Raw genomic sequence first — 25,046 nt, 5'->3', positions numbered from 1 at the left:
GTGCAATGCAAATTCGTCCACACAGCCCTTTTATCTTATCACAGCCATGAGACCACTTTCAAAAAGAAAGGAAAACCAGGGTTTCAGCCTGTACCATTGGGAGCGAAACTCTGGTTTTCCTTTTCAATCAAGGGCAAAAGTGCGCTACTCTGCCTCCTGCTGCTTGCTAGAGCACAGTACTATTTGTATAGGCCTTCTGCAAATCCTTCACCGGCGAAATCATCTTCTGATCTACCATAAAGCGAGCCGTCGCTTCCCAGACCGCCGGGTCATTATAGCCAAGTTTGCCCTTGCCCTGCCATGTCGGGATAGTCGCCTTCAGCACTTCCAGGGCGCCAGCTGTATCAGTCAGGCCAGGCACATAGCTCTTGCTGATCGTGACCGCCTCTTCGGGATTCTTGATGACATCCTGCAACCCCTTCAGCGTCGCCTGTACAAATGCCCGCACTGTCTTCTCATCTGTACGCAGCATCTCCTCGGTCGCGACAATACCATTCGAGACCAGCGGATAATTCTCCGAGACCGCGAAGGTACGCACCTTGACCCCGCGCTTCTGCAACTGAAGCGGCTCATTGTTGGAGTAGCCCATAATAGCATCAACACGGTGCGCCAACAAGGCCGGAACCTGCGTAAAGCCGATTGACTGAATCTTGACATCGGCCTTTGTCAAATGTGCCTTATACAACAGCGCCAGTAGCCCCACATAAGAGGCCCCGTATTCTCCCGGAACCCCGATAGTGTGTCCCTTGAGATCCTCAAGCGACTTGATCGACGAGTCCTCGGGCACAATCAGGCTCACCGGATACTTTTGAAAGATTGTCCCGACATTCACGGCATTGACCTTTTTCTCCCGGGCAGTCAGGAGTTCATCCCCACTGACAAACACAAAGGTGTTCTTCCCGGCAACCATCGAGCCCACCAGATCAGGCACAATCCCATGATTGAAGGTGACATCCAGACCAACTTCATTATAATACCCCTTACTCTTGGCAACATAGAAAGGGGAAAACTGCACATCAGGAACATACCCCAGACCGATAGAGACCTTCTTCGCGCCGGGGGCAGGAGTTGCAGGGCTTCCTGCTCCGGTAGAGGTGGCTCCTCCACACGCAGCAAGCAGCAAGCCCAGGGCGAGCACCAACATAAGCGCTGATGACAGCGCAGAGATTCGACGACGTACAAACATCTGCTTTATTGACTCCGTTCAATCCAGTAATCATGCAACCGGAAAATACCGGCTATCAGTAGATGATCTTCGCCAGCTTTCCCAGTAGCCACGTACTGCCATAATATGCCACAGCCAGAACCACTAAGACAAGTAAAGTAGCGAACATAAATGCGGTATTATATTGATTCTTGGCAACCAGCAGTAAGGAGCCAAGCCCCTGATCGCCGCCCTGCACAAACTCGCCTACCAGAGCGCCTACAACCGAAAGCGTTAACCCGGTGCGAATCCCTGCCACGATTGAAGGCAATGCCAGCGGGAACTCGATATGCGCGAACATTGTCCAGCCTGATGCCCCCTCAACTCGCGCAGCATCAATTAACGGCTTTTCAATTGTTTGAATACCAAGCACGGTATTCACAACCATTGGGAACAGCACAGTGAGTGCGCAGACATACATGTTGGGAATCCAACCATACCCCAACCAGAGTACCAGCAAGGGGGCTATCACGATCGCCGGGATCGCCTGTCCCGCCGCCAGATAAGGGTGAATAGCCGCAGCCAACAGCCGCGACTTCGCCAGACCATAGCCAAGCGGGATCGCAATAACCAGCGCCAGCACAAAGCCTAACAGGCTCTCTTTCACCGTCACCAGCACGTTATTCAGATAGAGACCAGAAGCGATACCATCATTGAGAGCGGTAAACACATCCTGTGGTGCGGGCAAGAAGAGCGCATTTATCTGTCCCTGATTGGTGCCCAGATACCAGCCAAGAAACAACAGGAGCGCCAGTACCAGAGGAGGCACAACGGAAAGCAAGATGTTCGCGGTACGAGCATGCTGACGGGCTCTTTGATGCCGCATACGTGCGGCAGAAGTCATTCCATGTGGTTGCTGCTCAAGCAACGCCTCATCCTTGATTGGTGAAATCACACTCATTTACATCCCTCTCGGTAGTTTTACAGACGGAAAAACACGACAAGACACAGCTTGTCCGTCGAAAGCCACCGACCCAGGGGGAAATGTTGCGAGGGGAGATACATGGCGATCGCGCATAGCACACACAAGATATGCATGTTTCATGCGATACAGCACGCACACCTTATGCACATATATACATATATAGAAACGCTATGCCTCTCCCTGCTCGAAAGTGCAGGAAGATACGATCTCTTTTCAACCTTCTCCCATCCGGACTGTAACCGTCGGCTCTGGAACTTCCCCAGATCCACTGCATACTGCAGGTCGCGGGCTTTACCGCCGGTCGGGAATTGGAAATTCGCTTTCCTCACCCTGCCCCGAAGGTCTTTTCTTCAGCCATAGTATGCCACAAAAGGTCATAGGCATGCAAGGAGAGATCCATCCCCTTGCATATACCCGAGCTTAGCGATTTTCGACGCGATGGAACGATTCCCCATACAGAGAACCAATTTTCTTCCCTACCGAAGCAGCCCAGTAGCGCAGCATTGGCACAATAGCTTCAAAATCAGCAGAAACCTGGCTGGTATGTGCTCGCAGCGCCTCTAGTTTCGTTTCAAAAGTCTCGGTAATATCGACATAGTGGTTCTCCACGGGAGCGCCCACAATGTAAATCTCCGACACCTTATGCGGCTTCAAGCCTTCTGCCAGCAGTTCAGGGAAATCCCAGGGATTCTGCGAGGCCGGGTAGAGAGCCGCCAGCGTCGCTTCACCGGCAGCCAGATGATCTGGATGATGGCGCGGAATGCTCAATTCTGGAACCCAGGTCCGCTCAGGAGACTGGCAGATCACACGCGCAGGCCGATATTGTCGCAGCAGCCGCACAATATCTTTGCGCAACTCCAGCGTTGGCCGCAACATGCCATCTGGATACCCCATAAAGATGACATCTTTCACACCGAGGATACGGCAGGCGTTCCGCTGTTCTTGCATTCGGGTCTCGGTGATCTGGCGTCGAGCTTCCGGGCTCACATCAGTGGCATCATCAGAACCACCACTTCCACCATCTGTACAAACGACATAGTACACATCCCATCCCTCGCGCACCCAACGCGCAACGGTCCCAGAGCATCCGAACTCGGCATCATCAGGATGGGCCATAATAACCATAGCGACTTTATTCTGTTCTTCCTGTACGCTCACTTGTTTCTTCCTCACACTCTTTTCATACAGAAGGCCTGAAAAAGAAGGGCGCATCAACACCCTTCTTGCTGACATCCAGAACCCTTTATTCTCAAGCATATTATATGCAAGCAGTTCAATTCTGCACACCGTCCAAAAGGACAAAAACGGGCTCTAAGATTTTCCATCAACATTGAAGCAAAATAGTGTCCCTGGACAGGATCTCTTTTGACCTCCTGGTATTTCTGTATAGCTATAGAAACAATCGAGCAACGAAAAATATGCCGCCCTCAGCAACAAAGGCGGCATATTTCTGAGCGATCGCAGAAAGATCAGGCAAGCAATGTCTGTTCGCGATGTGGACCAACGCCCACACTATGCAGCGGGACCTCGGTCAGCTCGGTCAGGCGATCCAGATAGGCCCGAGCATTGCGCGGCAGATCCTGTAGCGATTTCACCTGACTGAGATCCTGCTTCCATCCCGGCAGATACTCATAGACCGGCTCGCACTGCTCATGAATAAACGGGTCAGGCAGATCCTGCAAGATCTCTCCCTGATAGCGATAGGCTACACACACCGGGATCTCATCAAAGGTATCCAGCACATCCAGCTTGGTGATTGCCAGGCCAGTACAGCCATTGAGTCCGGTGACAAAGCGCGTCACGACCGCATCAAACCAACCAACGCGCCGTGGACGGCCCGTTGTCGCCCCATACTCGCCCCCAAGCTGGCGCAGATGTTCGGCCTCTGAACCTTGCAGTTCGGTTGGCATTGGCCCTGTGCCTACCTGCGAGCTATAGGCCTTTGCGACGCCGATCACCCGATCAATCCGATACGGAGGAATACCAGCGCCAACAGCGGCCCCCGCCGACGACGGATTTGAGCTGGTTACAAAAGGATATGAGCCCCAGTCGATGTCCTTCATCGCGCTTAGCTGACCTTCCAGCAAGATATTTTTCCCTTCGCGCAATGCTGTACGCACCAGAGGCACTGTATCAACAATACGCGGACGAAGCTGCTCTCCCCATTCCAGACAGGCAGAAATAAGCTGCTCTGCATCAAATGGCTGCTGCCCATACACATGCGTCAGGATTGTGTTATGACGACGCAAGATAATCGCCAGTTTGTCGCGCAAAACATTTTCATAGAACAGATCACCTATCCGAATGCCGATGCGAGCCACTTTATCCGTATAGGCCGGACCAATCCCACGGCCAGTAGTCCCGACGCGATACGCACCACGTGCCTCGTCTTCCACCTTATCCAGCAACTTATGATAGGGCATCACCACATGAGCGCGATCAGAGATCAGCACATGGTCGATGGGAACACCTTGCGCTGCAATCTCCTGAAGCTCCTCTAGCAGGGCCGGAGGATCAATCACGGTTCCGGTGCCCAGAATGCAGGAACAGGTAGAATTAAAGACACCCGAGGGGACGAGATGAAGCTTGAACTCCCCAAAGCGATTGACCACGGTATGGCCTGCATTGCCCCCGCCCTGAAAGCGCATACAGAGCTGAGCATCCGCACTCAACAGATCGACAAGTTTCCCCTTGCCTTCATCGCCCCATTGTGTGCCAACGACAACTGTAACAGTCATAAGATATGCTCCTCAAAACGTAGTCAGGCCAAACATGCCTGAAAATAATACAGCAACTAGCGCAACGACTCATCCAAAGCAGCCGGAAGGTGAATCGAGCGTGAGCCCAATGTAGTGATCGCCACCAGGCGCTCAGCATCCGCCTCGGGCAACAAGCGCCGCCGCAGCTCGACCAGATGTGCCCCGAATGCTTCTTCCAGGTCATCCGAGAACCGCTCATAAATCGCGGCAACATATGCCTCATCACGTATCAATTTTTCCACGAGCCGTACCAGAGTACGGTTTTGCGTCACCACACCAGTTGCGGGCGCGTCAAGCGATGCCACCAACGCCTCTTCAAAATCAACCGCCAGCGCCACCAGATGGCCACTGACCACCTTCTCCGGTCCCTCGTGCTGATAAATCGTTGCGAAGTCGGCCTTAGCTTCACCAAAGAGATTCAGGATAATAGTGCAGCCACGGTCTCGCGCATCACGTAGTGCGTCGGCCAGCGCTTCCAGATCTTCCGCCCAGAGGCTGGCCGCAATGCGATGTTGTGCCGCGTTCACCAGTTCAAGCAAACGTGCCTCAATACGACCTCGCTCGTTCAGCTCCCAGTAATGCCCAACGGCATCGGGCTGCTCAAGCGCAGAGAGCTGCTGTTCCAGCGCCCGGCACCGTTCCTCCGTTTCGGCCTGAATTCGCTTCAACAAACGCGCAGGAGGAACAGGCGCATACCGTACCGGTTCCGCACTGACCGCAGTTACCCGTTCTTTCGCCGCCAGCGTCTCCAACGCCTGATAGGTATTTGCCCGGGGCAAACCTGTCCCTTTACTGATCTCATAGCCGGTAGAGAGGGGATGCTGAAGAAGATAGACATACACCTGCGCTTCGGCCCCGGTGAAGCCGAGATGCTTCATTTCCTCGATGGGTGTGCCGGTCATGAGATTCTGTCCTTTCTGCATAGGGTATAGTAGTAGCAAACACTACTACTATACCGAACTAACAGGAGCGCTGTCAAGGGAGAAGCCAATATCATTTTTTGCCGGGAAGTCTTTTGCTCATCTTTTTGGGGCGCGAGAGAAGCTGTCTCGTGCTCCAGCTCCCGATCATTGCCGATTGCTCATGCATGATATACTAGTGTTTAAATTAACGTCTCTCTATTTCAGCAGGACAATGCATGGAGGAAAAAGCAGTTGCGCCTGACAACCTACGATAACATCAGCGGTCATCATCAACACATCTTCGTCTCATCTCACTTTGATGACGTTGTGTACTCCTGTGGAGGAACACTGGAGGCTCTGGCGCGCACAGGAGCGCGTCCACTCGTTGTCACCGTTTATGCGTCTGCCCCCGGTCCAGAAATGCCTCTCAGAGAAGAGGCCCTTTCTATTCACAAAATCATGTCGCTCCCTGAGACAACGCCAGCACAGGAGGTTGTTGAAATCCGTCGCCTCGAAGACGCCGCCGCCTGCGAGCATCTGCACAGTGACTATCTCTGGCTCCACTACTATGACAAGATCTACCGCGATACGCCCTTCGCCAGCGATGAGAGGAAAATTCCCCAGATTCACCCGGATGATCGCTGGATCGAAACGCAGCTTGCGCAAGAGCTTCTTACGGTTCAGCAGCGCCATCCAGATGCAATATGGTACTTCCCGCTTGCAACTGGACATCATGTCGATCATCTCAGCGTTTATGAGGCTGGAGCACTGCTTGAGCAAAGCGGAGCCACTGTCTATTACTACGAAGACTTCCCGTATGCACTCCGCGCCGCGCCGCTCTCACTTGAGGACCGTATGAGCGAGCTCAAACGCTCCTTTACGCCGATGCTTGTTGACATTACCGAGACCCTGACCTGCAAGGTCGAAGCCTCGAGCATGTATAGTTCACAGACATTGATGAACTTCGGCAGTCAGGAACAGCTCGTCGAGCAAACGACTACCTATCCGCGCACGATCAAGCCGGAAAGCGGTCGCTGTTACGAGCGCTACTGGCAACCAGCAAAGTGATCTATCTCCACCCATAGCCATTTTCAACACAATAAAAGAGCAGGCTCTATCACAAGCGAACCTGCTCTTTCTTTGCACCTTCAGCCTTGATCTTCGTCCCGCTCAAACAGGACCAGGATCAGGCCACCAATCATCGCCAGATTCTTCATGAAATGAATGCGCTGGCCGGTACGATTGGCGGGATCATCTTCCTTCCAGAAAGGGTGTCCCAGCAACGTTGTCGGGATCATCGTTCCAATCAGCGTCAATGACGCGAGCTTCGGCAGCACATCGACCGCAAGAGCGGTACCGCCAAGCAACATCAACGCTCCATTCAGAATCGTTGCCTGGCGAGCCTGAGGAATACCACTTGCCTCAACAGCTTGCGCGATTCCCTCGGGATGCATCACCGTGTTTGCGCCACTGGTAATAAAGATCGCTGAAAGCAACCCCCGCCCAACCGTTTTCAGTAGAGACATAGCTTCCCCCTTTCGATATATACCTTGTCATGCAGGTAACTGATCGAAAGCAAGGAAGCAGCCTCTGCTGAAAGATGAGCCTGCTACTGCGTCAGATACACCTCCGACCAGTCACCGAAGTAGAGACCATTACTGTTTAAGGTCACGCCATGAAGCTTAGAAGAGAAGACAGCCGTCATTGATTTGTGCGTCAATGGTAGCCAGCCCACATCTTCAATAGCGATACGCTCAGCTTTAGAGTACAGATTCAGGCGATCCTGCCCGGAAGCGTTCTCGGCCTGCGCAACCGTCTTATCAAACTCTGGATTGTTCCACAGGCCGTTATTGTTGGCGGATGTTGAAAGCAGGCTCAGATCCAGCCACTCATACGGGTCCGGGAAGTACACACCCCACTGAGTAAAGCCAAACTGGACAGTTCGTTTTGATGTCTCCTGGTTATAGGTTGTCAGCTCCATCGGGTTCAGCTTCACCTGAACACCGAGAGCATCTTTCCACATCTGCTGCAAAGCGGAAGCCTCATCCTGTGGCACCTGCGACCCCGGATAGGTAAAGGTCACAGGCGGCATCTTACTCACATCAGGATAAACTGATTCCAGTAACTGCCGGGCCTTCTGTTTGTTGAAGGGAATGCCTTTGTAATCAGTCTGCGCGCCAGGTTGACCGGGCGGGATAATTGTATCGGCGACCGTCACCGTATCCTTAAAGATATTTTTTGCCAGCGCCTCTTTATCGATGGCTGCGGCAAAAGCCTGACGGACAGCAGACTTATCAAACGGCGGCATCTTATTGTGAAAGAACAGCAGATCTGTCTGTAAGATAGGCTTGCGCACAAAGCCCGGCAGCTTCTTTGCAGTCTCCTGATCGGCAGGAATCAGGTTCCAGATTAAATCATACTGGTTTGCCTGATAGGAGCGAAAAGCGGTTGCAGGATCTTTGATAAAGAACATATCCACTTCGCTCAATTTCGTCTTTGTTCTATAGTAATGAGGGTTCGGCACCAGAACCATCTTCACGCCCTTCTCCCAGGATTTCACCATAAAGGGTCCGGTTCCCGCGCCGGTGTTGGCGATGTTCTGGGACCAGCGATCCTGTCCATATTTCTCGATGACCTGCTGATTCAAGGGATAGAAGAGGGAGACGGTAAGCAATTGCAAGAAGTAGGCCGTGGGACGGACAAGCGAGACCTGTAATGTATGCTCATCCAGCGCCTTTACACCGCTGAGCGTTTTCGACTTGCCGGAAATGACATCCTGCGCTCCGACAATGGATTCCATCAACACCGAGGCTACAGGTGACTTCACTTCAGGCAGAAGAGCACGCGTCCAGGTCCAGACATATGACTGAGCCGTCACAGGAGTTCCATCCGAGAACTTGACGTCTGGTCGGAGCTTAAAGGTATAGACTTTGTTGTCCTGCGAAATCTTCCACGACTCCGCCTGATCGGCGACGACGTTCAAATCTTTATCCGAGCGCACCAATCCACTAAAAATCATATTAATGGCAAGATTTGAATTCGAGTCGGGACCGCTTGCCGGATCAAGTTTCCCGATATCAGCCGTGCCGACATTCGGGAAACGCAGTACCTGCTTTTGTGCAGGTGTCTCACTGTTACTCGTAGCACCTGTACTACCACCTCCACAGGCTGAGAGTAGAAGAAGCAGCAAGCAGGCGAGCGAAATAAAAGTGAAGCGTGTGTCCTTTTTCCGCACTAAAGGCATAATTATCTGTTCCTCTTTCTTCTCGAAAGTCCACACAAACTTGTAAACAAACAATGCATTATTATACATCCTCAGAAGGGGATCGCGCATCGGCGCAACAGCGACGATACGAAAAAGAAAACAAGACAAAGGGTGTCTTTTCTTCCAGATAGAATGGCATCGGAAAGTATACCCCCCCTTCCTTGCAGGAGAGTATCACCATAAAGCAACACTTTATTATTTGCAGCATTGCATCCAAGCGTATATAATACAACACGAGGAAAAACATGAATACAGAAATTCGCATTATTCCAATAACCGGCATAGGTGAAGTGGCCCCAGGAACTGACCTGGGTCTTCTCATCTTTGAAGCATTACAGCACCAGAACTGCGCCCTTCAGTCTGGAGATATTCTGGTCATCACCCAGAAAATCGTCTCGAAAGCCGAAGGGCGTATTGTCCATCTGGAAGATATCGAGCCATCGCCTTTCGCGGTGCGATTTGCCGCTGAACATAACAAAGACGCGCGACATGTCGAAGTGGTGCTTCGCGAGAGTAAACGCATCGTGCGCATGGATCGAGGGATTATTATCAGTGAAACACACCACGGCTTCATCTGCGCCAACGCTGGCGTTGACGAATCCAATGTGGAGGGCGGAGACATTCTGACCCTGCTTCCCGAGGATTCGGATGCGTCGGCAAGCCATATTCGCCAGCGTCTTCAGGAGCTCCACGGCGAGACCGAGAAACTAGAAATAGCCGTCATTATTTCTGATACCTGGGGTCGCCCCTGGCGCAGCGGTCAGGTCAATATGGCAATCGGAGTCGCAGGAATGAATGCGCTGACCGATTATCGAGGGCAGAACGACCCCTATGGCTTCGAGCTTCGCGCCAGCATTATCGCTGTTGCAGATGAACTTGCCGCCGCTTCAGAACTGGTCATGGGGAAAGTGAACGCAGTTCCCGTTGCCTTGATCCGGGGCTATGAGTATCATCCTGGCACCGGCAATGCAAAGACACTGCTTCGCGAAAGCAGTCAGGACATGTTCCGCTAAGCAACAACCGATATACAGGGAGCAACCGTGGCTATCGATTCCAACACCAAAACAACAACAGGCAGGCAGCTCAACTCACTCGATGAGATCATCAGTGGCCGCCGCAGCGTTCGGCAGTTTCAGCAACGAGCCGTACCGCGCGAGTACCTTGAACGCATGCTGGAAGCCGCTCGCTGGGCACCATCACCACACGGGCGCCAGCCGTGGCGTTTCGCTGTCGTCACGCGCCCCGAGCTCAAGCAGGAGCTTGCCACTCAGATGGGTGACGAATGGAGACGTAATCTGGAAATGGACGGGCAACCCGACGAGATCGTCACGCTGCGGCTGGAAAAATCACGACAGCGCATTCTCAACGCGCCCGCCATCATCATTCCCTGCCTCTACCTGGAAGAGCTGGACACCTACGCCGATGAGCAGCGACAGGCACATGAAACAACCATGGCCATTCAGAGTATCGGCGCTGCCATTCAGAATATGTTGCTCATGGCCTACTCACTTGGGCTGGACACCGGCTGGATGTGCGCCCCACTCTTTTGCCCGGGAATAGCCCGCGAGGCGCTGGAGCTGGATCATGCCTTCATTCCCCAGGCCATGATTATTGTGGGCTATGCGGCAGCCGATCCCAAGCGCAAGCCTCATCGCCCCATTGAAGAACTGATAGTACGTTTCGATTGAGGATAAAGTCACCATGATAGTAGTGCTTGCAGGCGGGGTCGGCGCTGCTCGCTTCCTTCAGGGAGTGGTGCAGGTTGTCCCCCAGGAAAATGTGACCGTTATCGCCAATACCGGAGATGATCGCGAGTTTTATGGGCTCCACGTCTCCCCCGATGTTGATATTGTGCTCTACACCCTGGCGCATCTGGTTGACGAAAAGCAGGGATGGGGCATTCAAGGCGACACGTACCATACTATGAAGCAGCTTACCGCCTACGGTTATGAAGATTGGTTCGCCCTGGGAGATCGAGACCTTGCCACCCATATTCATCGGACCAACCTGCTCCGTCAGGGAAAAACGCTGTCCGAGATCACCGAGCAGATGCGCGAAAAGCTGGGACTTTCACTGCGCGTGATACCGATGACCAACGATCAAGTCGCTACCCACGTGCAAACGCCGGACGGCCTTATTCACTTTGAGGAATATTTTGTCAAGCGGCGTTGTAATGATGAAGTACAGGGTATTACCTTTGTAGGCGCTGAAACTGCCAGCCCTGCCCCGGGCGTACTTGAAGCGATTCGCGAAGCCGAGGCAGTGCTACTCGCACCAAGCAATCCCATTGTCAGTATTGGCAGCATCCTTTCCATTCCGGGTATTCGTGAAGCCGTACGCCAGACAAAGGGAAAGGTTGTCGCGGTCAGCCCGATTGTCGGAGGCGCAACGATTAAAGGGCCAGCAGATAAAATGATGCGCGGTCTGGGTATGGAGGTCTCAGCAGCAGGGGTCGCCCAAAGCTATCAAGATTTTCTCGATACAATGGTCATTGATACACAGGATGAAGGGCTCGCCCCGGCAATCGAGCAAGCGGGTATACAATGCATCGTGACCAATACCATTATGCGTGATCTGGATGCGAAAACCGAGCTTGCCAGAACGGTACTGCGTGCAGCGGGGGTGCTCTAAGTCAGTACACATAAAGAACAGGCAGTGGTAGAAACATAATGACATATAAAGCGCTTATTCCCGTCAAACGTCTTACAGAAGTGAAAAGTAGATTGGCTCCCCACCTCTCGCAAAAACAGCGGGCAGACCTGGTCCTTGAGATGCTCCGGCACGTTATTGATGCCTTACAGACCAGTAATGCGCTGGATGCCATTCTTGTTGTCAGCGCGGATCCCCATGTGCTGGCTCAGGCCAGTGCCTGGGGGGCACAGCCCTCACCCGAAGAGGTACCAGGCCACAACGAGGCACTCCATGCGGCAGCGATCCGAGAGCGCAATGCAGGAACCGGGGCACTTCTGACTATTTCTGCCGATCTGCCGTTGCTCCATCCTGACGACATCCGTCAGATGCGCAATCTCGCCGAAGAGCACGCCGTTGTTCTGGCTCCCTCCCGCGACGGGACCGGTACCAACGCCCTGCTCACTCGCCCCCCTCTCGCGATTCCATACCGTTTCGGACCTGGCAGTTTCCAGCTTCACCGCGAGGCAGCACAGGATCTCGGCTTACAGCATACGCTGTATACCAGCATCGGGAGCGCCCTGGATATTGATGTGATTGACGATCTAACCGCGCTCAAATACCTGAAAGCCGAGGCCGTACGAAATCGCAATTCGCTAGTAAGCTAAACAAAATCGGAGCACTTATCACATGACAAAGAGCCTCTCAGCAAAAGCACGTACTTTCCTTCAGGAGCGCCGCTTTGCGGTCCTGGCCACCATTAATCCGGATGGGAGCCCGCAGCTTTCCGCAATGTGGTATCTGCTTGAAGACGAGCATACCATCCTGATGAACACAGAAGCAAACCGCATCAAAGCACGCAACATACGTCGAGATCCACGTGTCTCTGTTTGCTTCGAGGATGGGGGCTATCTTACCATCTCAGGGACCGTTGAGCTGATCGACGACCCGGATATCGCGCAGCGTGACATCTATCGTCTGGCCGCACGATACGACGGCGAAGAACAAGCCCGGAAGCAGATGGAAGTGTATTCCAAAGAGCAACGGGTTTCTCTCCGTATCAGGATTACCAACATTGTTGAAAACATATGAAAGATAAGGAGCAAGCTACAATGGCAAAACAGATTCCTGAAGCTTATCAGAAGCTTTTTAAGGCGAAAAGCTTTGCGCACCTCGCAACCATAATGGCCGATGGTACCCCACAGATCACCCCGGTCTGGATCGATTTTGACGGCCAGCACATCCTGTTCAATACGGTGAAAGGGCGCACCAAAGACGTCAACATCCGCAAGCGCCCTCATGTTGCGCTCTCCATTATCGACCCGGAGAACCCCTACCGCTATGTCTCCATACGCGGGAAAGTGGTTGAGATTACTGAAGAGGGGGCAGAAGAACACATCGATCACCTGGCCAAGCGCTATCTGAATCAGGATAAACATCCCTTCCGTCGCCCCGGTGAGGTACGCGAGATCTGCAAGATTGAAGTCGAGCACATTGTTGGCTAGCCAGCGAACAAAGGGGCCAGGTTGTAATCTATGCCTGGCCCTGTATCCGCTCCTTACGAGAGCGATTTTGCTGAATAACTGACTTTGATACCGTTCTCATCAGCGCTTGCTCCAGTTGCACAGTAGGTAAAACCGGGAAGCAGCCGGGCCGGATCTACCTGTAAATAGGTATTCACCTTCCCCTCAAAATCGGCAGCGAAATTGGTTGCTGGAATCCCTCCCATATCGGCATGAATCATCCGGACCTGCACCTTACAATCCTGCACATAGGGCTGCATCACAAGCGTGAAATGCTTGGTAGTCTGAAAGCCGAAAATCGTTATCTGATCATCTCCGGTAATCGCGAACTGATTGTTCTGCTGATAGGAGACCTGTGCATTACTGACCTGCCCGGGAAGCTCAGAGGCCGCCGCATCAATGTTCTTTGTCAAAATCTGCGAAAGAAATGGATAATTGAACTGAACAACAATTGCGTCTTTCCGATTGGCAGGCGTCTGTGTGACCGGTGGGCGATCACCGCCAAGAAACCATACGGCAAAGACAGCAAGACCAACTGCACCCACCAGGACGCCAAGTAAGAAGGTCAATAGCAAGCATCCAAGAGGCCGTCGTGCCTTTGGCGATCGCGGAGCTGAGACTTTCGGGCTGGAGGATGCAGGAGATGGGGCAGCGGGCCTCTGTATTGGCTGCGTTGTATCATCATAAGAACTCATCAGTCTCTCCTTTAAACACAGTACTCATCATCATTTCAGGCCAGGGTACAGCGTCATTTTTGCCAGAGTATCACGTTAAATCAGTAATCTCCTATTGTACAATATGCCTATGCTCTCTTTTCATTGTGCCGAGATACTGATACTATATATATCTATTTCTATCAGATCTTCGAGACAAAACACATCATCGTATCTCATCGGGCTCTATCCAGTGTGCATCATACCTTTCTGTGCAGGATGACGCAAGTTTCCAGCACAGTCTTTTCCTCTTTTTTGTGCACATTGCACAAACCCAACTATAAAACTTTCGGACAAAGTAACTGTAGTATCCCTTTCCTCGGAGCGATACTATATCTACAGAGAAAAGCACTCAGCGACTTGCTGAGCCAACAAGCACAGTATCTTATGCAAAATAACTAATAGAAATACGTGAGCAATGTGTGCTGCAAGAACCGGCAAAGGTGCAGGTATTTACGCGAAAGTCTGAGAAAACAAGAGGAGAGGTAAGCAGATGACTCCAGAGGAAGTCTTACGATTTGCCGAAGAGAACGGCGCAAAGATGGTAGACCTGAAATTTTCCGACCTGCCCGGAAGGTGGCAGCATTTCAGCATGCCCATCCGTCAACTCTCTGAAGATATGTTTCTCGAAGGTTTGCCATTCGACGGATCAAGCGTCAAAGGCTTCCAGGCGATTCACGAAAGTGATATGCTGGTCTTGCCAGATCCTGACACAGCATTCATGGACCCATTTACCGCAGCACCAACATTGAGCCTCATCTGTAATATCGCCCATCCTGGCTCTCGAAAGCCATACAGCCGTGATCCCCGTTACGTTGCTCAAAAGGCTGAAAATTACCTGCGTACGAGTGGCATTGCAGATACAGCATACTTTGGCCCGGAAGCGGAGTTCTTCGTCTTCGACAGCGTCCACTACACCTCAACCGATAACAAGCAGTGCGTCGAGGTTGATTCGGATGAGGCAGCATGGAACAGTGGCCGCGATACAATGGCTGATGGCAGTCGCAACAAGGGCAGCTTTATGGCGGTCAAGGGCGGCTACTTCCCTGTTGCCCCCAATGATACCTTGCAGGATCTGCGTACAGCGATGGCACTTCAGCTTGAAGAACTGGGCATTGAAGTCGAAACGCAGCACCACGAGGTCGGCGCGGCAGGACAGTGTGAGATTGATATCAAGTTCGGTACCCTGCTGAGAACAGCCGATAACATCCTGCTTTATAAGTATGTTATCCGCAATATGGCCCGTCGTTTCGGCAAGACAGCAACCTTTATGCCCAAGCCGGTCTTCGGTGATAACGGCTCTGGAATGCATACCCATCAGAGCCTCTGGAAAGATGAAAAGCCCCTCTTCTACGATCCTGATGGCTATGCCGGCCTTTCTGAGACAGCTCGCCACTACATCGGCGGTGTGCTGATGCATGCACCTGCCCTGATGGCGATTGCCGCACCGACCACCAACAGCTATAAGCGTCTGGTGCCCGGCTTCGAGGCTCCGGTCAATCTGGTCTTCTCCCAGGGCAACCGCAGTGCTGCTATTCGTATCCCGAAATGCACCAGCCCGAAGGGAACACGCATCGAGTTCCGCCCGCCAGATCCAACGGCAAACCCCTACCTGCTGTTCTCGGCTCTGTTAATGGCAGGTCTGGACGGTGTTCGCCGCCAGATCGATCCAACCGATTTCGGTTATGGCCCGATCGATAAAGACCTGTACCATCTCCCGAAGGAAGAGCTGCGTGACATCTGCTCGGTTCCCGCCTCGCTGGAAGAGTCGCTGAAGGCTCTGGAAACCGATCATGCCTTCCTGCTCGAAGGTGATGTGTTCACAACTGATCTGATCGAAAAGTATATTGATCTTCTGCGCGAGGAGTCGACAGCAGTACGGTTGCGCCCGGTGCCCATCGAATTCGCACTGTACTATGATGCATAAACAATTTCGCCTCCTTTGAAATGAGAAGAGCCACCCTGACCACAGCATGGTCTTGAAAAATGGGTGGCTCTTCTCATTTACATGTAGTAGCCGCCATACAGGACATAAGCCCATACATACGTCATCTGAACGGGATCTTTCCCCAACGAAAGTGTTAACAATGTCCACAAAATGTGATACTATATGAATCTACAGGGCGTTTTAAAAGCAGAACGCGCTGTAGAAAGCACCCTCTGAAAGGGCACCAGCAGAAAGGGAGCAACTGACGTCATGGAACCACTTGTTGATAGCTATGGCAGACGTATCAAAAGCATGCGTATTTCGATTACTGATAAATGTAATTTCCGCTGCACCTATTGTATGCCTGCGGAAGGGCTCCCCTGGCTGAAAAAAGCCGAGATTCTCAGCTATGAGGAAATTGTGCGCATCAGCCGAGTCGCCGTTAACATGGGCATTGAACAGATTCGTCTGACCGGTGGCGAACCGCTTGTCCGGCGGGATGTTCCTGATCTGATCCGTCAACTCCATACGCTGGAAGGCCTGCGTAGCCTGAGCCTGACCACCAACGGCGTGCTCTTGAAGCAGCAGGCGCAAGCACTGGCAGAAGCAGGACTCACCCGCATTAATGTCAGTCTCGATTCCCTGGTACGCGAGAAATTTGCCCAACTCACCCGGCGTGATCAAATTGAACGTGTCCTGGAGGGTCTGGAAGAAATCAAAAAATATCCCTCAATTCATCCCATCAAAATCAATGCCGTGGCAATGCGCGACTTCACCGAAGAAGAGGTACTCGATTTTGTGCGCTTCGCCCGCGACAACGCCTTTGTTGTCCGCTGGATTGAGTTCATGCCCCTCGACGCCGACCAGATCTGGCGGAAAGAAGACATCCTGACCGGCGCGGAGATCAAGGCCATTATCGAAGCAGCTTATGGACCGCTTGTACAAATTAAAGGCGATCCCTCAGAAACCGCCCGCCGCTACACCTTTAGCGATGGTGTGGGCGAGATCGGCTTTATTAATCCGGTCAGTGAGCCTTTCTGCTCCTCCTGCGACCGCATTCGCCTGACAGCCGATGGACAATTACGCACCTGCCTCTTCGCTACTGAAGAAACAGACCTGCGCTCAGTGGTCCGCTCCGATGCCAGTGATGCACAACTCGCAGATGTGATTCGTCAGGCGGTCTGGCATAAGGAGCTCAAGCATTATATTGGAGATAAGCGCTTCAAGCGTGCAAGTCGTACTATGTCCAGAATAGGGGGATGAAGCCGTAGCGTCAAAACTCGGTTTCTTCACCCCTTACCACAGTACCATACTCCGACGTTAGTTTCTATTCAACAAGCATATAACTTCATGTAGATACACTGTTACCTCAAAGCGTTATATTCGTTTCTATAGTCAAATGGACATCTAATGGAAGTCCTGAAGTATTAAGTTTAGCACGTATTATAGAAGATATTCCATTGGTCGGGAGTTTAGGACCAGAAAGAGGGGCTCTGTGGAATACCATGACAGTGATCTACTGACAGTTCGAGAAGTCGCAAAACGATTGCGTGTTGATGATACTACCGTCAGACGGTGGATCAAAAATGGAGTTCTAGACGCAATCACCTTACCCCATCGTGGCACACGGCAGGCCTATCGCATCCGCCGTTCCACGCTAGAGCGGCTTCTGGCTCCATCACAACAACCGCCTCTTCAGTAATAACTGAGGGCCTGTTTGTGCTGTCCATCGACTTCGGTAGTATTTCCTCTACTACCGAAGTCTAACACCTTGTAGCACTGCAAGATAGGATCTCCGCAAAGAGAATAATCAGGCTCCCCGACAAGGAGAAAGACCAGAAAAGAGGCCTAGAGTTCCCGCCGATACAGGCGCATACCGGAAGGCACCACAGCTTCAGTCGGACGCATTTCACACTTTGCCGCCAGACGCTCGGCACCGGGATGACTGCTCGGAAGGAGCGCCTCAAAATAGACCGGAATTCCCTCTTGTTCCGCCTCAAAAGCGAATTCAAACGCCAGTACCTGTGCATGATTGAGCGCTCCACGCAAGAGAAGATGCCCCCCATGTTGTCCGCGTAGACGGGGCAAGACAGCCCCCTGACAGAGAAAATGGTATCCCTCCTCATCGCGCAAAAGCTGCACGACGGTAAACCCTGCTTTTTCCCCCTCAAAACCTTCCAGTGTCCCGGCCTGACTCCATGTCGCCAGTTCGTCCTCGTCATCGGTCACAACAAAAGCATTTGTAGAAGGCTGAAGTGCATCCAACCACATAATGAATTCACTCTCACTCATCTCCTCCGTTCCATCAATACGCGCAGCCTCTTGATGAATACGAAATAGAGCCACTTCATCCCCTTCTCGAAAATTCCGAATACGCATATTCTAGTAACTTTCTGTCTCGTATACAACAAAAAATTCAGTCTGTCCAGGCTACCAATTATATAACATATCTAACAGCTTCAACAGAGTGGCAGTTCTCCTGGAGGCATTACTGACTACAGCTGTGCTTTTGAGATATACTTTTGATATGAGAAAACTCATACTTTTCTCCCTGCTCTGACATCCATTCGCACTAACATGTTAGAAGGAGTAACACAGCTTGACAGATCAGCATCTTGAACGCATCCGCCAGGACACACCCGCTACATCGACACACATCTATCTAAATACTGGCACATTCGGCCCACTGCCGATTTGTGTGGCCCAGGCCATGCAGCAGCAAACGGAAGACGAGCTTCGGGGTGGACGTATTGGAGGCAAGCCCTTTGAGAAGCTTAGTGCTATCTATGCAGCCGCTCGCAGCAATGTAGCACAGTTATTACATGCCAGCATCGATGAAATTGCGCTTACCGATAATACCGGTGAGGGTCTGAACATTGTCTGCTATGGCTTCAACTGGCAGGCAGGAGATGAAGTTATCACCACCGATCACGAACATGTCAGTGCTCTGGCTCCCCTGTATCAGATCCGCGAGCGATTCGGCATCTCTATCAAGGTGGCTGAACTAGGCCCTCGCGCTGACGCACCACTTGCAGAGACGATAGAACGCCTGATTACAGAGCGAACCCGCCTGATCGTGCTCTCACACGTCACCTGGACGACCGGAACCGTGCTGGACATCGCTTCGGTCAATCGCATGGCCCACGCGCATCATATTCCAGTGCTTATTGATGGCGCTCAATCGGCAGGTGCTATTCCCATCGATGTCAAGGAGCTGGACGTCGATTTCTATGCGCTTCCTATGCAGAAGTGGCTCTGTGGTCCCGATGGAACCGGAGCGCTGTTCGTCAGCCAGGAGGCACGTGAGTATATTCAACCAACCTACGTCGGCTACTGGTCAGCAAAGTCGTTCCACGGAGACGACTGGCAGCTTAACGAGAGCGCACAGCGTTTTGAGTTAGGCGGCCGCCAGACCGCAGCCATTGCCGGGCAGAATGCCGCACTGGAATGGCTTGAAAAGACGGTTGGCTATGACTGGCTCTTCGCCCGTATTTCCCAGCTCCATGCTTATGCTTATGAACGCCTGCAAACGGTGCCGGGTTTAACACTGCTTACACCGGTTCCCGGAGCTAGCGGTCTGCTCGCATTCACCCTTGATGGCAAAGCTTCCGATGAGATATCAAAGCAACTCGCGGAACACCATAATATCCTCATTCGTGATATTCCGGAAACAAAGGCTCTGCGCGTTTCCACCGGTTTCTACAATACAGAGGCCGAGATAGATGCATTGGTTGCCGCGCTCTGCTCCCTCTAAGTTCATAAGAATGCTGAAGTGTCCGCTCCATTGGCGGCCTTCAGCATTCTTATCGAGCTTCCACCCGCCTTTATTCCCCCTATACTGGCTTGTCCTGGCCTCACCATAACCTTGACTTTTACCAGAAGTGCATGCTATGCTATCCTGCAAAGTAAACGTTTTCTTCTTTTATTCAAAAGGAGCAAGGGGATTACATCCTCCTTTTTGAAACGCCAGAGGAGACGACCAGAGAAGATGAGATGATGCCCACATACAGCATAGTACGCCCGGGTGAAGGGAGGGACAGACGGCACCCGCTTTGAGTTGAGACCCTGTTTAGCGATCTCGATCCGGCCGCTTCCACCAAGCAGCTCACATCCGACCCACTCATACAGAACACGAAAATACCTAACAGGCAACAAGGATTGTTGCGCAAGGAGAAAACATATGGCAGAGAATCTGTCGGTTCACTCGCCAACGCAGGCAGGCAATACAATTCAATCTCCTGCACCTGACACACAACTCTCTCCACAGAAAGCGCTCCCAAAGAAGAGAAAACAAAGTCGCTTGCTTCAACAAATGTGGCGAGAACGCTGGATTTACGTGCTGGCCCTGCCCGGCATTGTGTATTTTCTACTCTTTCATTACTGGCCTCTGCTCGGCAATATTATTGCGTTCCAGGACTACTCACCTTTCCTCGGCTATTTTCGCAGTACCTGGGTAGGCTTTGCCAACTTTGCGCGTCTATTTACCGACCCCGATATTCTCATCGTGCTGAAGAACACGCTGGTCATCAGCCTGCTTCAGCTTATCTTTGTCTTTCCATCTGGCATCATACTTGCGCTCCTGCTGAACGCGGTCGTCAGCGAGCGGCTCAAACGCCTGATGCAAAGCGTTGTCTATCTCCCTCACTTCCTGAGCTGGGTTATCATCGTCAGTATCTGGCAGCAAATCTTTGGCGGAGATGGCTTTATCAACCATCTGATCACCGGCACAGGCGGCCAGCCGATTGATTTTCTGGGCAACCCGAACCTGTTCCAGCCAATGATTATCCTGCAAATTATCTGGAAAGAAAGCGGCTGGAGTACCATTATTTTTCTGGCAGCCCTCTCCGGCATCAACCTTCAACTCTACGAGGCAGCCGTTGTTGACGGTGCAAGCAAGTGGCGTCGTCTCTGGCATATCACCCTTCCGGGTATCCGAAACATTATAGCCCTGCTGCTTATCCTGCGGATTGGAAGCGTGTTGAGCACAGGCTTTGAACAGATCTTCCTGCAACAAAAAGGCATGCCAATGGAGGTTGCAGAGGTCATTGATACCTTCGTATACTCGCGTGGTATTTTGAATGGCGAGTGGGGGTACACAGCAGCCGTGGCCTTAACCAAAGCGCTTATCGGCCTCATCCTGATCTACACCTCAAATAAAATCGCCAGGAAATTCGGAGAGGAGGGCTTACTTTAATGGCACCCTGGATGACAAAACGAACGTTTCTAGAACGCTGGTCACTGCGGCTCGTGATGCTTCTGATCGCGATTGTGATGATCCTTCCTTTCCTCTATGTCGTCTCGGTCAGCTTCTCCAGCTACAAAGACGTGGTTAGCGCGAATCTGGTGATCTTTCCGCTGCATCCAACTCTTGAAGCTTATCAATGGGTGCTCTCGGGAGGCAGTATTCTACAGAGCTTCTTTAACAGTGTCATTATCACCGCCGGCGGCACCGCCATTAACATGTTTATGACAACCACAATGGCCTATGCGTTGAGCCGCAAAAATGTTCCAGGCCTGAAACTCATTCTGTGGATGGTGTTGCTCACTTTCCTGATCTCTCCGACCATGATTACCAGTTATCTGGTAGTACGAGATATGCACCTGCTTGGCACATGGTGGGCGCTGCTGCTACCGGGCGCGATCAGCACCTTTAACCTGATCGTGATGCGCCAGTTCTTCATGGGACTGCCTGAGGAGCTGATAGATAGCGCTCGCATTGATGGAGCCAGTCATCTGCGTATCCTGTGGAGCATCGTGCTTCCGCTCTCAAAAGCCTCACTGGCCGCGATCGCACTTTTCTACGCCGTGGCTCACTGGAACAGCTTCTTTAATGCCGTCATGTATATTAATGATCCGCAGCTTTACCCGTTAACGCTGATCTTGCGTCAGATCGTGCTTCAGGGAACCATGCCACCCGATGCAGCCACCCTTTCCTCAACACCGCCGCCCAATCTGACCATCCAGATGGCCGTGGTCGTTATCACAATGGTGCCTATTCTGCTTGTCTATCCGTTCTTGCAGAAACACTTCACAAAGGGTGTGCTTACCGGCTCGATCAAGGGATAGGAGATTGTATCAATGTCAGTTTCAAAGAAAGTAGCCCTGCTGGTTATCCCGTCGCTTCGGCCTCAGATTTTCACCGCTGGGGCCCTGCAACAGCTTTACGCCGTGGCCGATGTCGCCACACTGCAAAGCGAGAATCCGCAGGAACAGGAGCTACTTGAACTTTTAGAGGGGGCAGTGGCCTGTATCACTGGCTGGTCAACCCCGACACTGACCGACACCATGCTTGATCAGTGCCCCCATCTGCGCCTCGTCGCTCATACAGCAGGCACAATTCATCACCTGATTCCAGACTCCTTCTTTGAGCGCGGCTTGCGCATCACGCACTCAAACTCGGCGCTTGCTGAAGGGGTAGCCGAGTTTACCGTGCTTCAGGCGCTGCTCTGCTCGACCAGACTGCATGAGTTTGATCGTGCAATCCATGCAGCGCACCCGCAATGGCATCCCATTCCACCGGGACGCCTGCTCAGCGCGCAGGTCTTTGGTATCGTGAGCGCCAGTACCATTGGACGTGAGGTGATCAAGCGACTGCGCCCGTTTGGCTGTCGCATTCAGGTCTATGATCCGTTTCTAAGTGACACGGCAGCGCAGGAACTGGGAGTCAGCAAGGTCGACCTTGAGACGCTCTTTGCCACCTCGGATATCGTCTCTCTGCACACGCCACTGCTTCCCACGACACGAGGAATGATCAAGGCCACGCACTTCGCCCGCATGCGCGACGGCGCTATTTTCCTGAACACAGCACGCGCTGGCCTGGTTGAAGAAGAGGCATTGATTGCTGAGCTGAAGAAGGGACGTATCTATGCCGCGCTTGATGTCTATCATCAGGAGCCACTGCCATTAGAGAGCCCGCTACGCAACCTGCCAAATGTGGTTCTCTCGCCTCATATTGCAGCTCTTACCAGAGACACGCTCTTTAAACAGGGACAGATGATGGTAGATGAGGTTCAACGCTTCCTTCAGGGCGAAAACCTCTGCTACGAAATCAGTCCCTCACAGCTTGCAACAATGGCATGACGCCTCCAGAACGGTCTTTCCGCTCCCACCAGCTACTCTGCCAGGAGCGGATTTTTTCTTTCTTTGACTGCATAAACCCTTTTTTCCGTTTGTATTATTACAACGCTTCTCCCCCTTTTATATCTATTTCTGACAATATAACTCTGGCGTCGAGAGGAGATCCAACCTTTCATAACAGGCAGACAACGTTTTCTATTTCTCTCTTGACGAATAGGCTTCTCTCATGCTATTCTACGGCTAGAAAAGGGTAAACGTTTTCTATCCCTTGCCCCTGCTGTCGGAGAAAGTTGCCTCTGTGTTGTTGGGGCTATTTAGACATATGGGCCAATGGGCAACGATGCTCCCGATCGCTTCACAAATTATCTGTAAACAGTGACGTTTGCATCGACTTCTATTTGCTTTGAGGAGGACCCTTATGAGCGACGTTTCACAGCCCAATGAGAAAAAACAAGGTATTTATAATCGTCGCCGCTTCTTTCAAGTCGCAGCTCTTTCAACCGGCAGCGCTCTGCTCGTCGCCTGTGGAGGCTCTGACCCTGCGCCGCTCACGAAAGTGACACCGGTCGCAACCATTCCAGCGGCACAAGCGACTGCCACGGCCACGGCCTCTATCGGAAAAACCTTCTTTCCTTCAGGTGATCCCAATATCCCGGACGCCTACACAGTCCCCCCACCTCTGACACAGTCGGTCGAATATGTCCCGGGACGCGGCAACAAAGTGAAATTCTTCTGTCTGAGCTACAAGACGCCGCCTACTCCCCTCAATCAGAACAAGTACTGGCAGGAGCTGAACAAACGCCTCAATATCCAGTGGGAAGCTAACCTTGTCAATTTCGATACCTATAATGAGAAAGCCACAGCCATTCTGGCAAGCGGGGATGTTCCCGATCTCTTCTATCTCAGTGTTACTGACAATCCTGCACTGCTGACCCCGGTCCAACAAGGAGCCTTCACTGATCTGACCCCATTTCTGACCGGCGACGAGTTGAAAAAGTATCCCAATCTGGCGAAATTCGGCGAAATCACCTGGAAGAACTCACGCCTGAATGGGAAGATCTACGGCGTGCCGCGCCCGCGCCCGATTCCCGGGGGCGTCCTGCACATTCGACGAGACTGGATGAAGAAGCTTGGTATCAAGGACCCAACCAATAAAGATGAGTTCCTGGCAATGCTCAAGGAGTTTATGAAGGCGAAGCCGGATGGAGCGCAGTGCTGGGGCATTGGAGGCCTGGCAGGTACAACGAATTTCATTTACAACTCTTTGGCACCCCCAATATCTGGCGGCTGGAGAGCAGCGGCAAGTTGACCTACTACTATGAAACCGATGAGTTCAAAGCGGGCATCGACTATCTCAGAACCCTCTACAAAGAAGGAGTCATCCATCCTGATGAAATCCCTGGTAGAGGCAATAGCGCCACTATTGATAAACTCAACGGAGGTAAAATCGCGGCCTATCAGGATGGTTGGGGCGGCTTCTGGAACAAACGCCTTGCGCTCAAGCGCATCAAGCCAGAATCGGATCTCAGCATGCTCATCCCGTTCAATGCGGATGGCAGCCATAAAGCCAACCATTGGACCGGCCCCGGCTTCTATGGAATGGCCGCCATTCCTGCTCAGGTAGGTGGCGATGCTGAGCGCGTGCATGAACTGCTGCGTATCCTTGACTATTTCTGTGCTCCCACCTTTAGCATTGAGGGTGACTTCATCGCAAAGGGGCTTGACGGTTGGGACAATCAGAAAGACCCCAAAACTGGCGTCAAGAAACTGACGCCAACCGGTGACAAGGAGATCGCAGAACTCAACTACATCGCGAACCCGCCCTATGTCTACTACTTTGCGGAAGATCCGGAGTTTGGTCCTGCCTTCCAGAAATTCGATCGGGAGTTGCAAAAGATCGGCATAGCAGATCCGACTACAGGAAAGGTCTCACAGGCACAGACCAAAAACAACGCGAAGTTGAACCAGATCTATAACGACCGCTTCTATCGTATTGTCAAGGGTGCTCTTCCCCTCAGCGCAGTTGATGATCTGGCCAATGAATGGCGCAAAAATGGCGGTGAAGATATCCGCAAAGAGTTCATGGACCAGCTTCAGAAACAATAGAACAACTCTTCTCCTTT

25 protein-coding genes and 1 riboswitch are annotated in these 25,046 nt (G+C 52.2%); of the genes, 16 read left to right on the top strand and 9 right to left on the bottom strand.

The window, feature by feature from the left end; genetic code table 11:
* Positions 1-166: 166 nt before the first annotated feature.
* The 5 genes from KTH_RS31095 to KTH_RS31075 all read right to left on the bottom strand — a co-directional run bounded on the left by KTH_RS31095 (position 167) and on the right by KTH_RS31075 (position 5,790).
* Positions 167-1,186 carry an ABC transporter substrate-binding protein gene (locus tag KTH_RS31095; protein WP_111321558.1) on the bottom strand — a complete coding sequence of 340 codons (1,020 nt, stop codon included), beginning with the start codon at positions 1,184-1,186 and terminating at the stop codon, positions 167-169.
* A gap of 55 nt (positions 1,187-1,241) precedes the next feature.
* Positions 1,242-2,105, bottom strand: coding sequence for an ABC transporter permease (locus KTH_RS31090; protein WP_111321560.1), 864 nt, complete (start codon positions 2,103-2,105; stop codon positions 1,242-1,244).
* A gap of 236 nt (positions 2,106-2,341) precedes the next feature.
* Positions 2,342-2,476: riboswitch (FMN riboswitch) on the bottom strand.
* Between the two features lie 73 nt (positions 2,477-2,549).
* Positions 2,550-3,254, bottom strand: a complete 705-nt coding sequence (locus KTH_RS31085; RefSeq protein ID WP_371860004.1) for a PIG-L deacetylase family protein — start codon at positions 3,252-3,254, stop codon at positions 2,550-2,552.
* Between the two features lie 344 nt (positions 3,255-3,598).
* A complete protein-coding gene (locus tag KTH_RS31080) occupies positions 3,599-4,867 on the bottom strand; it encodes an adenylosuccinate synthase (protein ID WP_111321564.1) in 1,269 nt (422 codons plus the stop codon).
* A gap of 56 nt (positions 4,868-4,923) precedes the next feature.
* Entirely contained in the window at positions 4,924-5,790 is an 867-nt protein-coding gene (locus KTH_RS31075) for a TrmB family transcriptional regulator (protein WP_170142523.1), read from the bottom strand.
* Between the two features lie 252 nt (positions 5,791-6,042).
* Between KTH_RS31075 and KTH_RS31070 the strand changes: the two genes are divergently transcribed.
* Positions 6,043-6,858: a PIG-L family deacetylase gene (locus tag KTH_RS31070; protein ID WP_170142524.1), complete on the top strand. Its 816-nt coding sequence runs from the start codon at positions 6,043-6,045 to the stop codon at positions 6,856-6,858.
* 80 nt (positions 6,859-6,938) lie between these two features.
* On the opposite strand, the gene KTH_RS31065 is transcribed toward KTH_RS31070, so the two are convergent.
* Together KTH_RS31065 and KTH_RS31060 are read right to left on the bottom strand one after the other, a co-directional pair.
* On the bottom strand, positions 6,939-7,316 hold the full coding sequence (locus KTH_RS31065; RefSeq protein ID WP_111321570.1) for a DoxX family protein: 378 nt from the start codon (positions 7,314-7,316) through the stop codon (positions 6,939-6,941).
* 83 nt (positions 7,317-7,399) lie between these two features.
* Positions 7,400-9,034 (bottom strand): peptide ABC transporter substrate-binding protein, encoded by a 1,635-nt coding sequence (locus KTH_RS31060; RefSeq protein ID WP_111321693.1) that lies wholly within the window; start codon positions 9,032-9,034, stop codon positions 7,400-7,402.
* Between the two features lie 266 nt (positions 9,035-9,300).
* Between KTH_RS31060 and cofE the strand changes: the two genes are divergently transcribed.
* The 6 genes from cofE to KTH_RS31030 are packed head-to-tail and all read left to right on the top strand — an operon-like array spanning position 9,301 to position 13,188.
* Positions 9,301-10,068 carry a coenzyme F420-0:L-glutamate ligase gene (gene cofE, locus KTH_RS31055; protein WP_111321572.1) on the top strand — a complete coding sequence of 256 codons (768 nt, stop codon included), beginning with the start codon at positions 9,301-9,303 and terminating at the stop codon, positions 10,066-10,068.
* Positions 10,069-10,095: 27 nt separating this feature from the next.
* Positions 10,096-10,743, top strand: a complete 648-nt coding sequence (locus KTH_RS31050) for a nitroreductase family protein (protein ID WP_211326112.1) — start codon at positions 10,096-10,098, stop codon at positions 10,741-10,743.
* Between the two features lie 13 nt (positions 10,744-10,756).
* On the top strand, positions 10,757-11,686 hold the full coding sequence (gene cofD, locus KTH_RS31045) for a 2-phospho-L-lactate transferase (protein WP_111321574.1): 930 nt from the start codon (positions 10,757-10,759) through the stop codon (positions 11,684-11,686).
* A gap of 38 nt (positions 11,687-11,724) precedes the next feature.
* Positions 11,725-12,351: a 2-phospho-L-lactate guanylyltransferase gene (gene cofC, locus KTH_RS31040; RefSeq protein WP_111321576.1), complete on the top strand. Its 627-nt coding sequence runs from the start codon at positions 11,725-11,727 to the stop codon at positions 12,349-12,351.
* 22 nt (positions 12,352-12,373) lie between these two features.
* On the top strand, positions 12,374-12,775 hold the full coding sequence (locus tag KTH_RS31035; RefSeq protein ID WP_111321578.1) for a PPOX class F420-dependent oxidoreductase: 402 nt from the start codon (positions 12,374-12,376) through the stop codon (positions 12,773-12,775).
* A 20-nt stretch (positions 12,776-12,795) separates the two neighbouring features.
* A complete protein-coding gene (locus KTH_RS31030) occupies positions 12,796-13,188 on the top strand; it encodes a PPOX class F420-dependent oxidoreductase (protein ID WP_111321580.1) in 393 nt (130 codons plus the stop codon).
* A gap of 53 nt (positions 13,189-13,241) precedes the next feature.
* Here KTH_RS31030 and KTH_RS31025 read toward each other — a convergent pair whose 3' ends face one another.
* Entirely contained in the window at positions 13,242-13,901 is a 660-nt protein-coding gene (locus KTH_RS31025) for a hypothetical protein (RefSeq protein WP_111321582.1), read from the bottom strand.
* Between the two features lie 511 nt (positions 13,902-14,412).
* Between KTH_RS31025 and glnA the strand changes: the two genes are divergently transcribed.
* From glnA to KTH_RS31010, 3 genes are all read left to right on the top strand, one after another.
* The gene (gene glnA, locus KTH_RS31020) at positions 14,413-15,846 is read left to right on the top strand and encodes a type I glutamate--ammonia ligase (protein ID WP_111321584.1); all 1,434 of its coding nucleotides are present in this window, start codon (positions 14,413-14,415) and stop codon (positions 15,844-15,846) included.
* A gap of 270 nt (positions 15,847-16,116) precedes the next feature.
* Positions 16,117-17,109, top strand: a complete 993-nt coding sequence (gene moaA, locus KTH_RS31015; RefSeq protein ID WP_111321586.1) for a GTP 3',8-cyclase MoaA — start codon at positions 16,117-16,119, stop codon at positions 17,107-17,109.
* Between the two features lie 232 nt (positions 17,110-17,341).
* Positions 17,342-17,548, top strand: coding sequence for a helix-turn-helix domain-containing protein (locus tag KTH_RS31010; RefSeq protein WP_111321588.1), 207 nt, complete (start codon positions 17,342-17,344; stop codon positions 17,546-17,548).
* 146 nt (positions 17,549-17,694) lie between these two features.
* Here the strand turns inward: KTH_RS31010 and KTH_RS31005 are convergent, their stop codons facing one another.
* Positions 17,695-18,225 carry a GNAT family N-acetyltransferase gene (locus tag KTH_RS31005; RefSeq protein WP_497622770.1) on the bottom strand — a complete coding sequence of 177 codons (531 nt, stop codon included), beginning with the start codon at positions 18,223-18,225 and terminating at the stop codon, positions 17,695-17,697.
* Between the two features lie 220 nt (positions 18,226-18,445).
* Between KTH_RS31005 and KTH_RS31000 the strand changes: the two genes are divergently transcribed.
* From KTH_RS31000 to KTH_RS30975, 6 genes are all read left to right on the top strand, one after another.
* Positions 18,446-19,600 carry an aminotransferase class V-fold PLP-dependent enzyme gene (locus KTH_RS31000; RefSeq protein WP_497622769.1) on the top strand — a complete coding sequence of 385 codons (1,155 nt, stop codon included), beginning with the start codon at positions 18,446-18,448 and terminating at the stop codon, positions 19,598-19,600.
* Positions 19,601-20,026: 426 nt separating this feature from the next.
* Positions 20,027-21,040 carry an ABC transporter permease gene (locus KTH_RS30995; RefSeq protein ID WP_111321594.1) on the top strand — a complete coding sequence of 338 codons (1,014 nt, stop codon included), beginning with the start codon at positions 20,027-20,029 and terminating at the stop codon, positions 21,038-21,040.
* Entirely contained in the window at positions 21,040-21,912 is an 873-nt protein-coding gene (locus KTH_RS30990; RefSeq protein WP_111321596.1) for a carbohydrate ABC transporter permease, read from the top strand. Before KTH_RS30995 ends, KTH_RS30990 begins: the two co-directional genes overlap by 1 nt.
* A gap of 12 nt (positions 21,913-21,924) precedes the next feature.
* On the top strand, positions 21,925-22,926 hold the full coding sequence (locus KTH_RS30985) for a hydroxyacid dehydrogenase (protein ID WP_111321598.1): 1,002 nt from the start codon (positions 21,925-21,927) through the stop codon (positions 22,924-22,926).
* A 415-nt stretch (positions 22,927-23,341) separates the two neighbouring features.
* Positions 23,342-24,232: an extracellular solute-binding protein gene (locus KTH_RS30980; RefSeq protein WP_497622766.1), complete on the top strand. Its 891-nt coding sequence runs from the start codon at positions 23,342-23,344 to the stop codon at positions 24,230-24,232.
* Entirely contained in the window at positions 24,229-25,029 is an 801-nt protein-coding gene (locus tag KTH_RS30975; RefSeq protein ID WP_497622764.1) for a type 2 periplasmic-binding domain-containing protein, read from the top strand. The genes KTH_RS30980 and KTH_RS30975 overlap by 4 nt, the downstream gene beginning before the upstream one ends.
* Positions 25,030-25,046: the final 17 nt, after the last annotated feature.

Source organism: Thermosporothrix sp. COM3 (assembly GCF_059696735.1).
The sequence above is the reverse complement of the archived record's forward strand: the minus strand, read 5'-3'. Positions and strand labels throughout refer to the sequence as shown.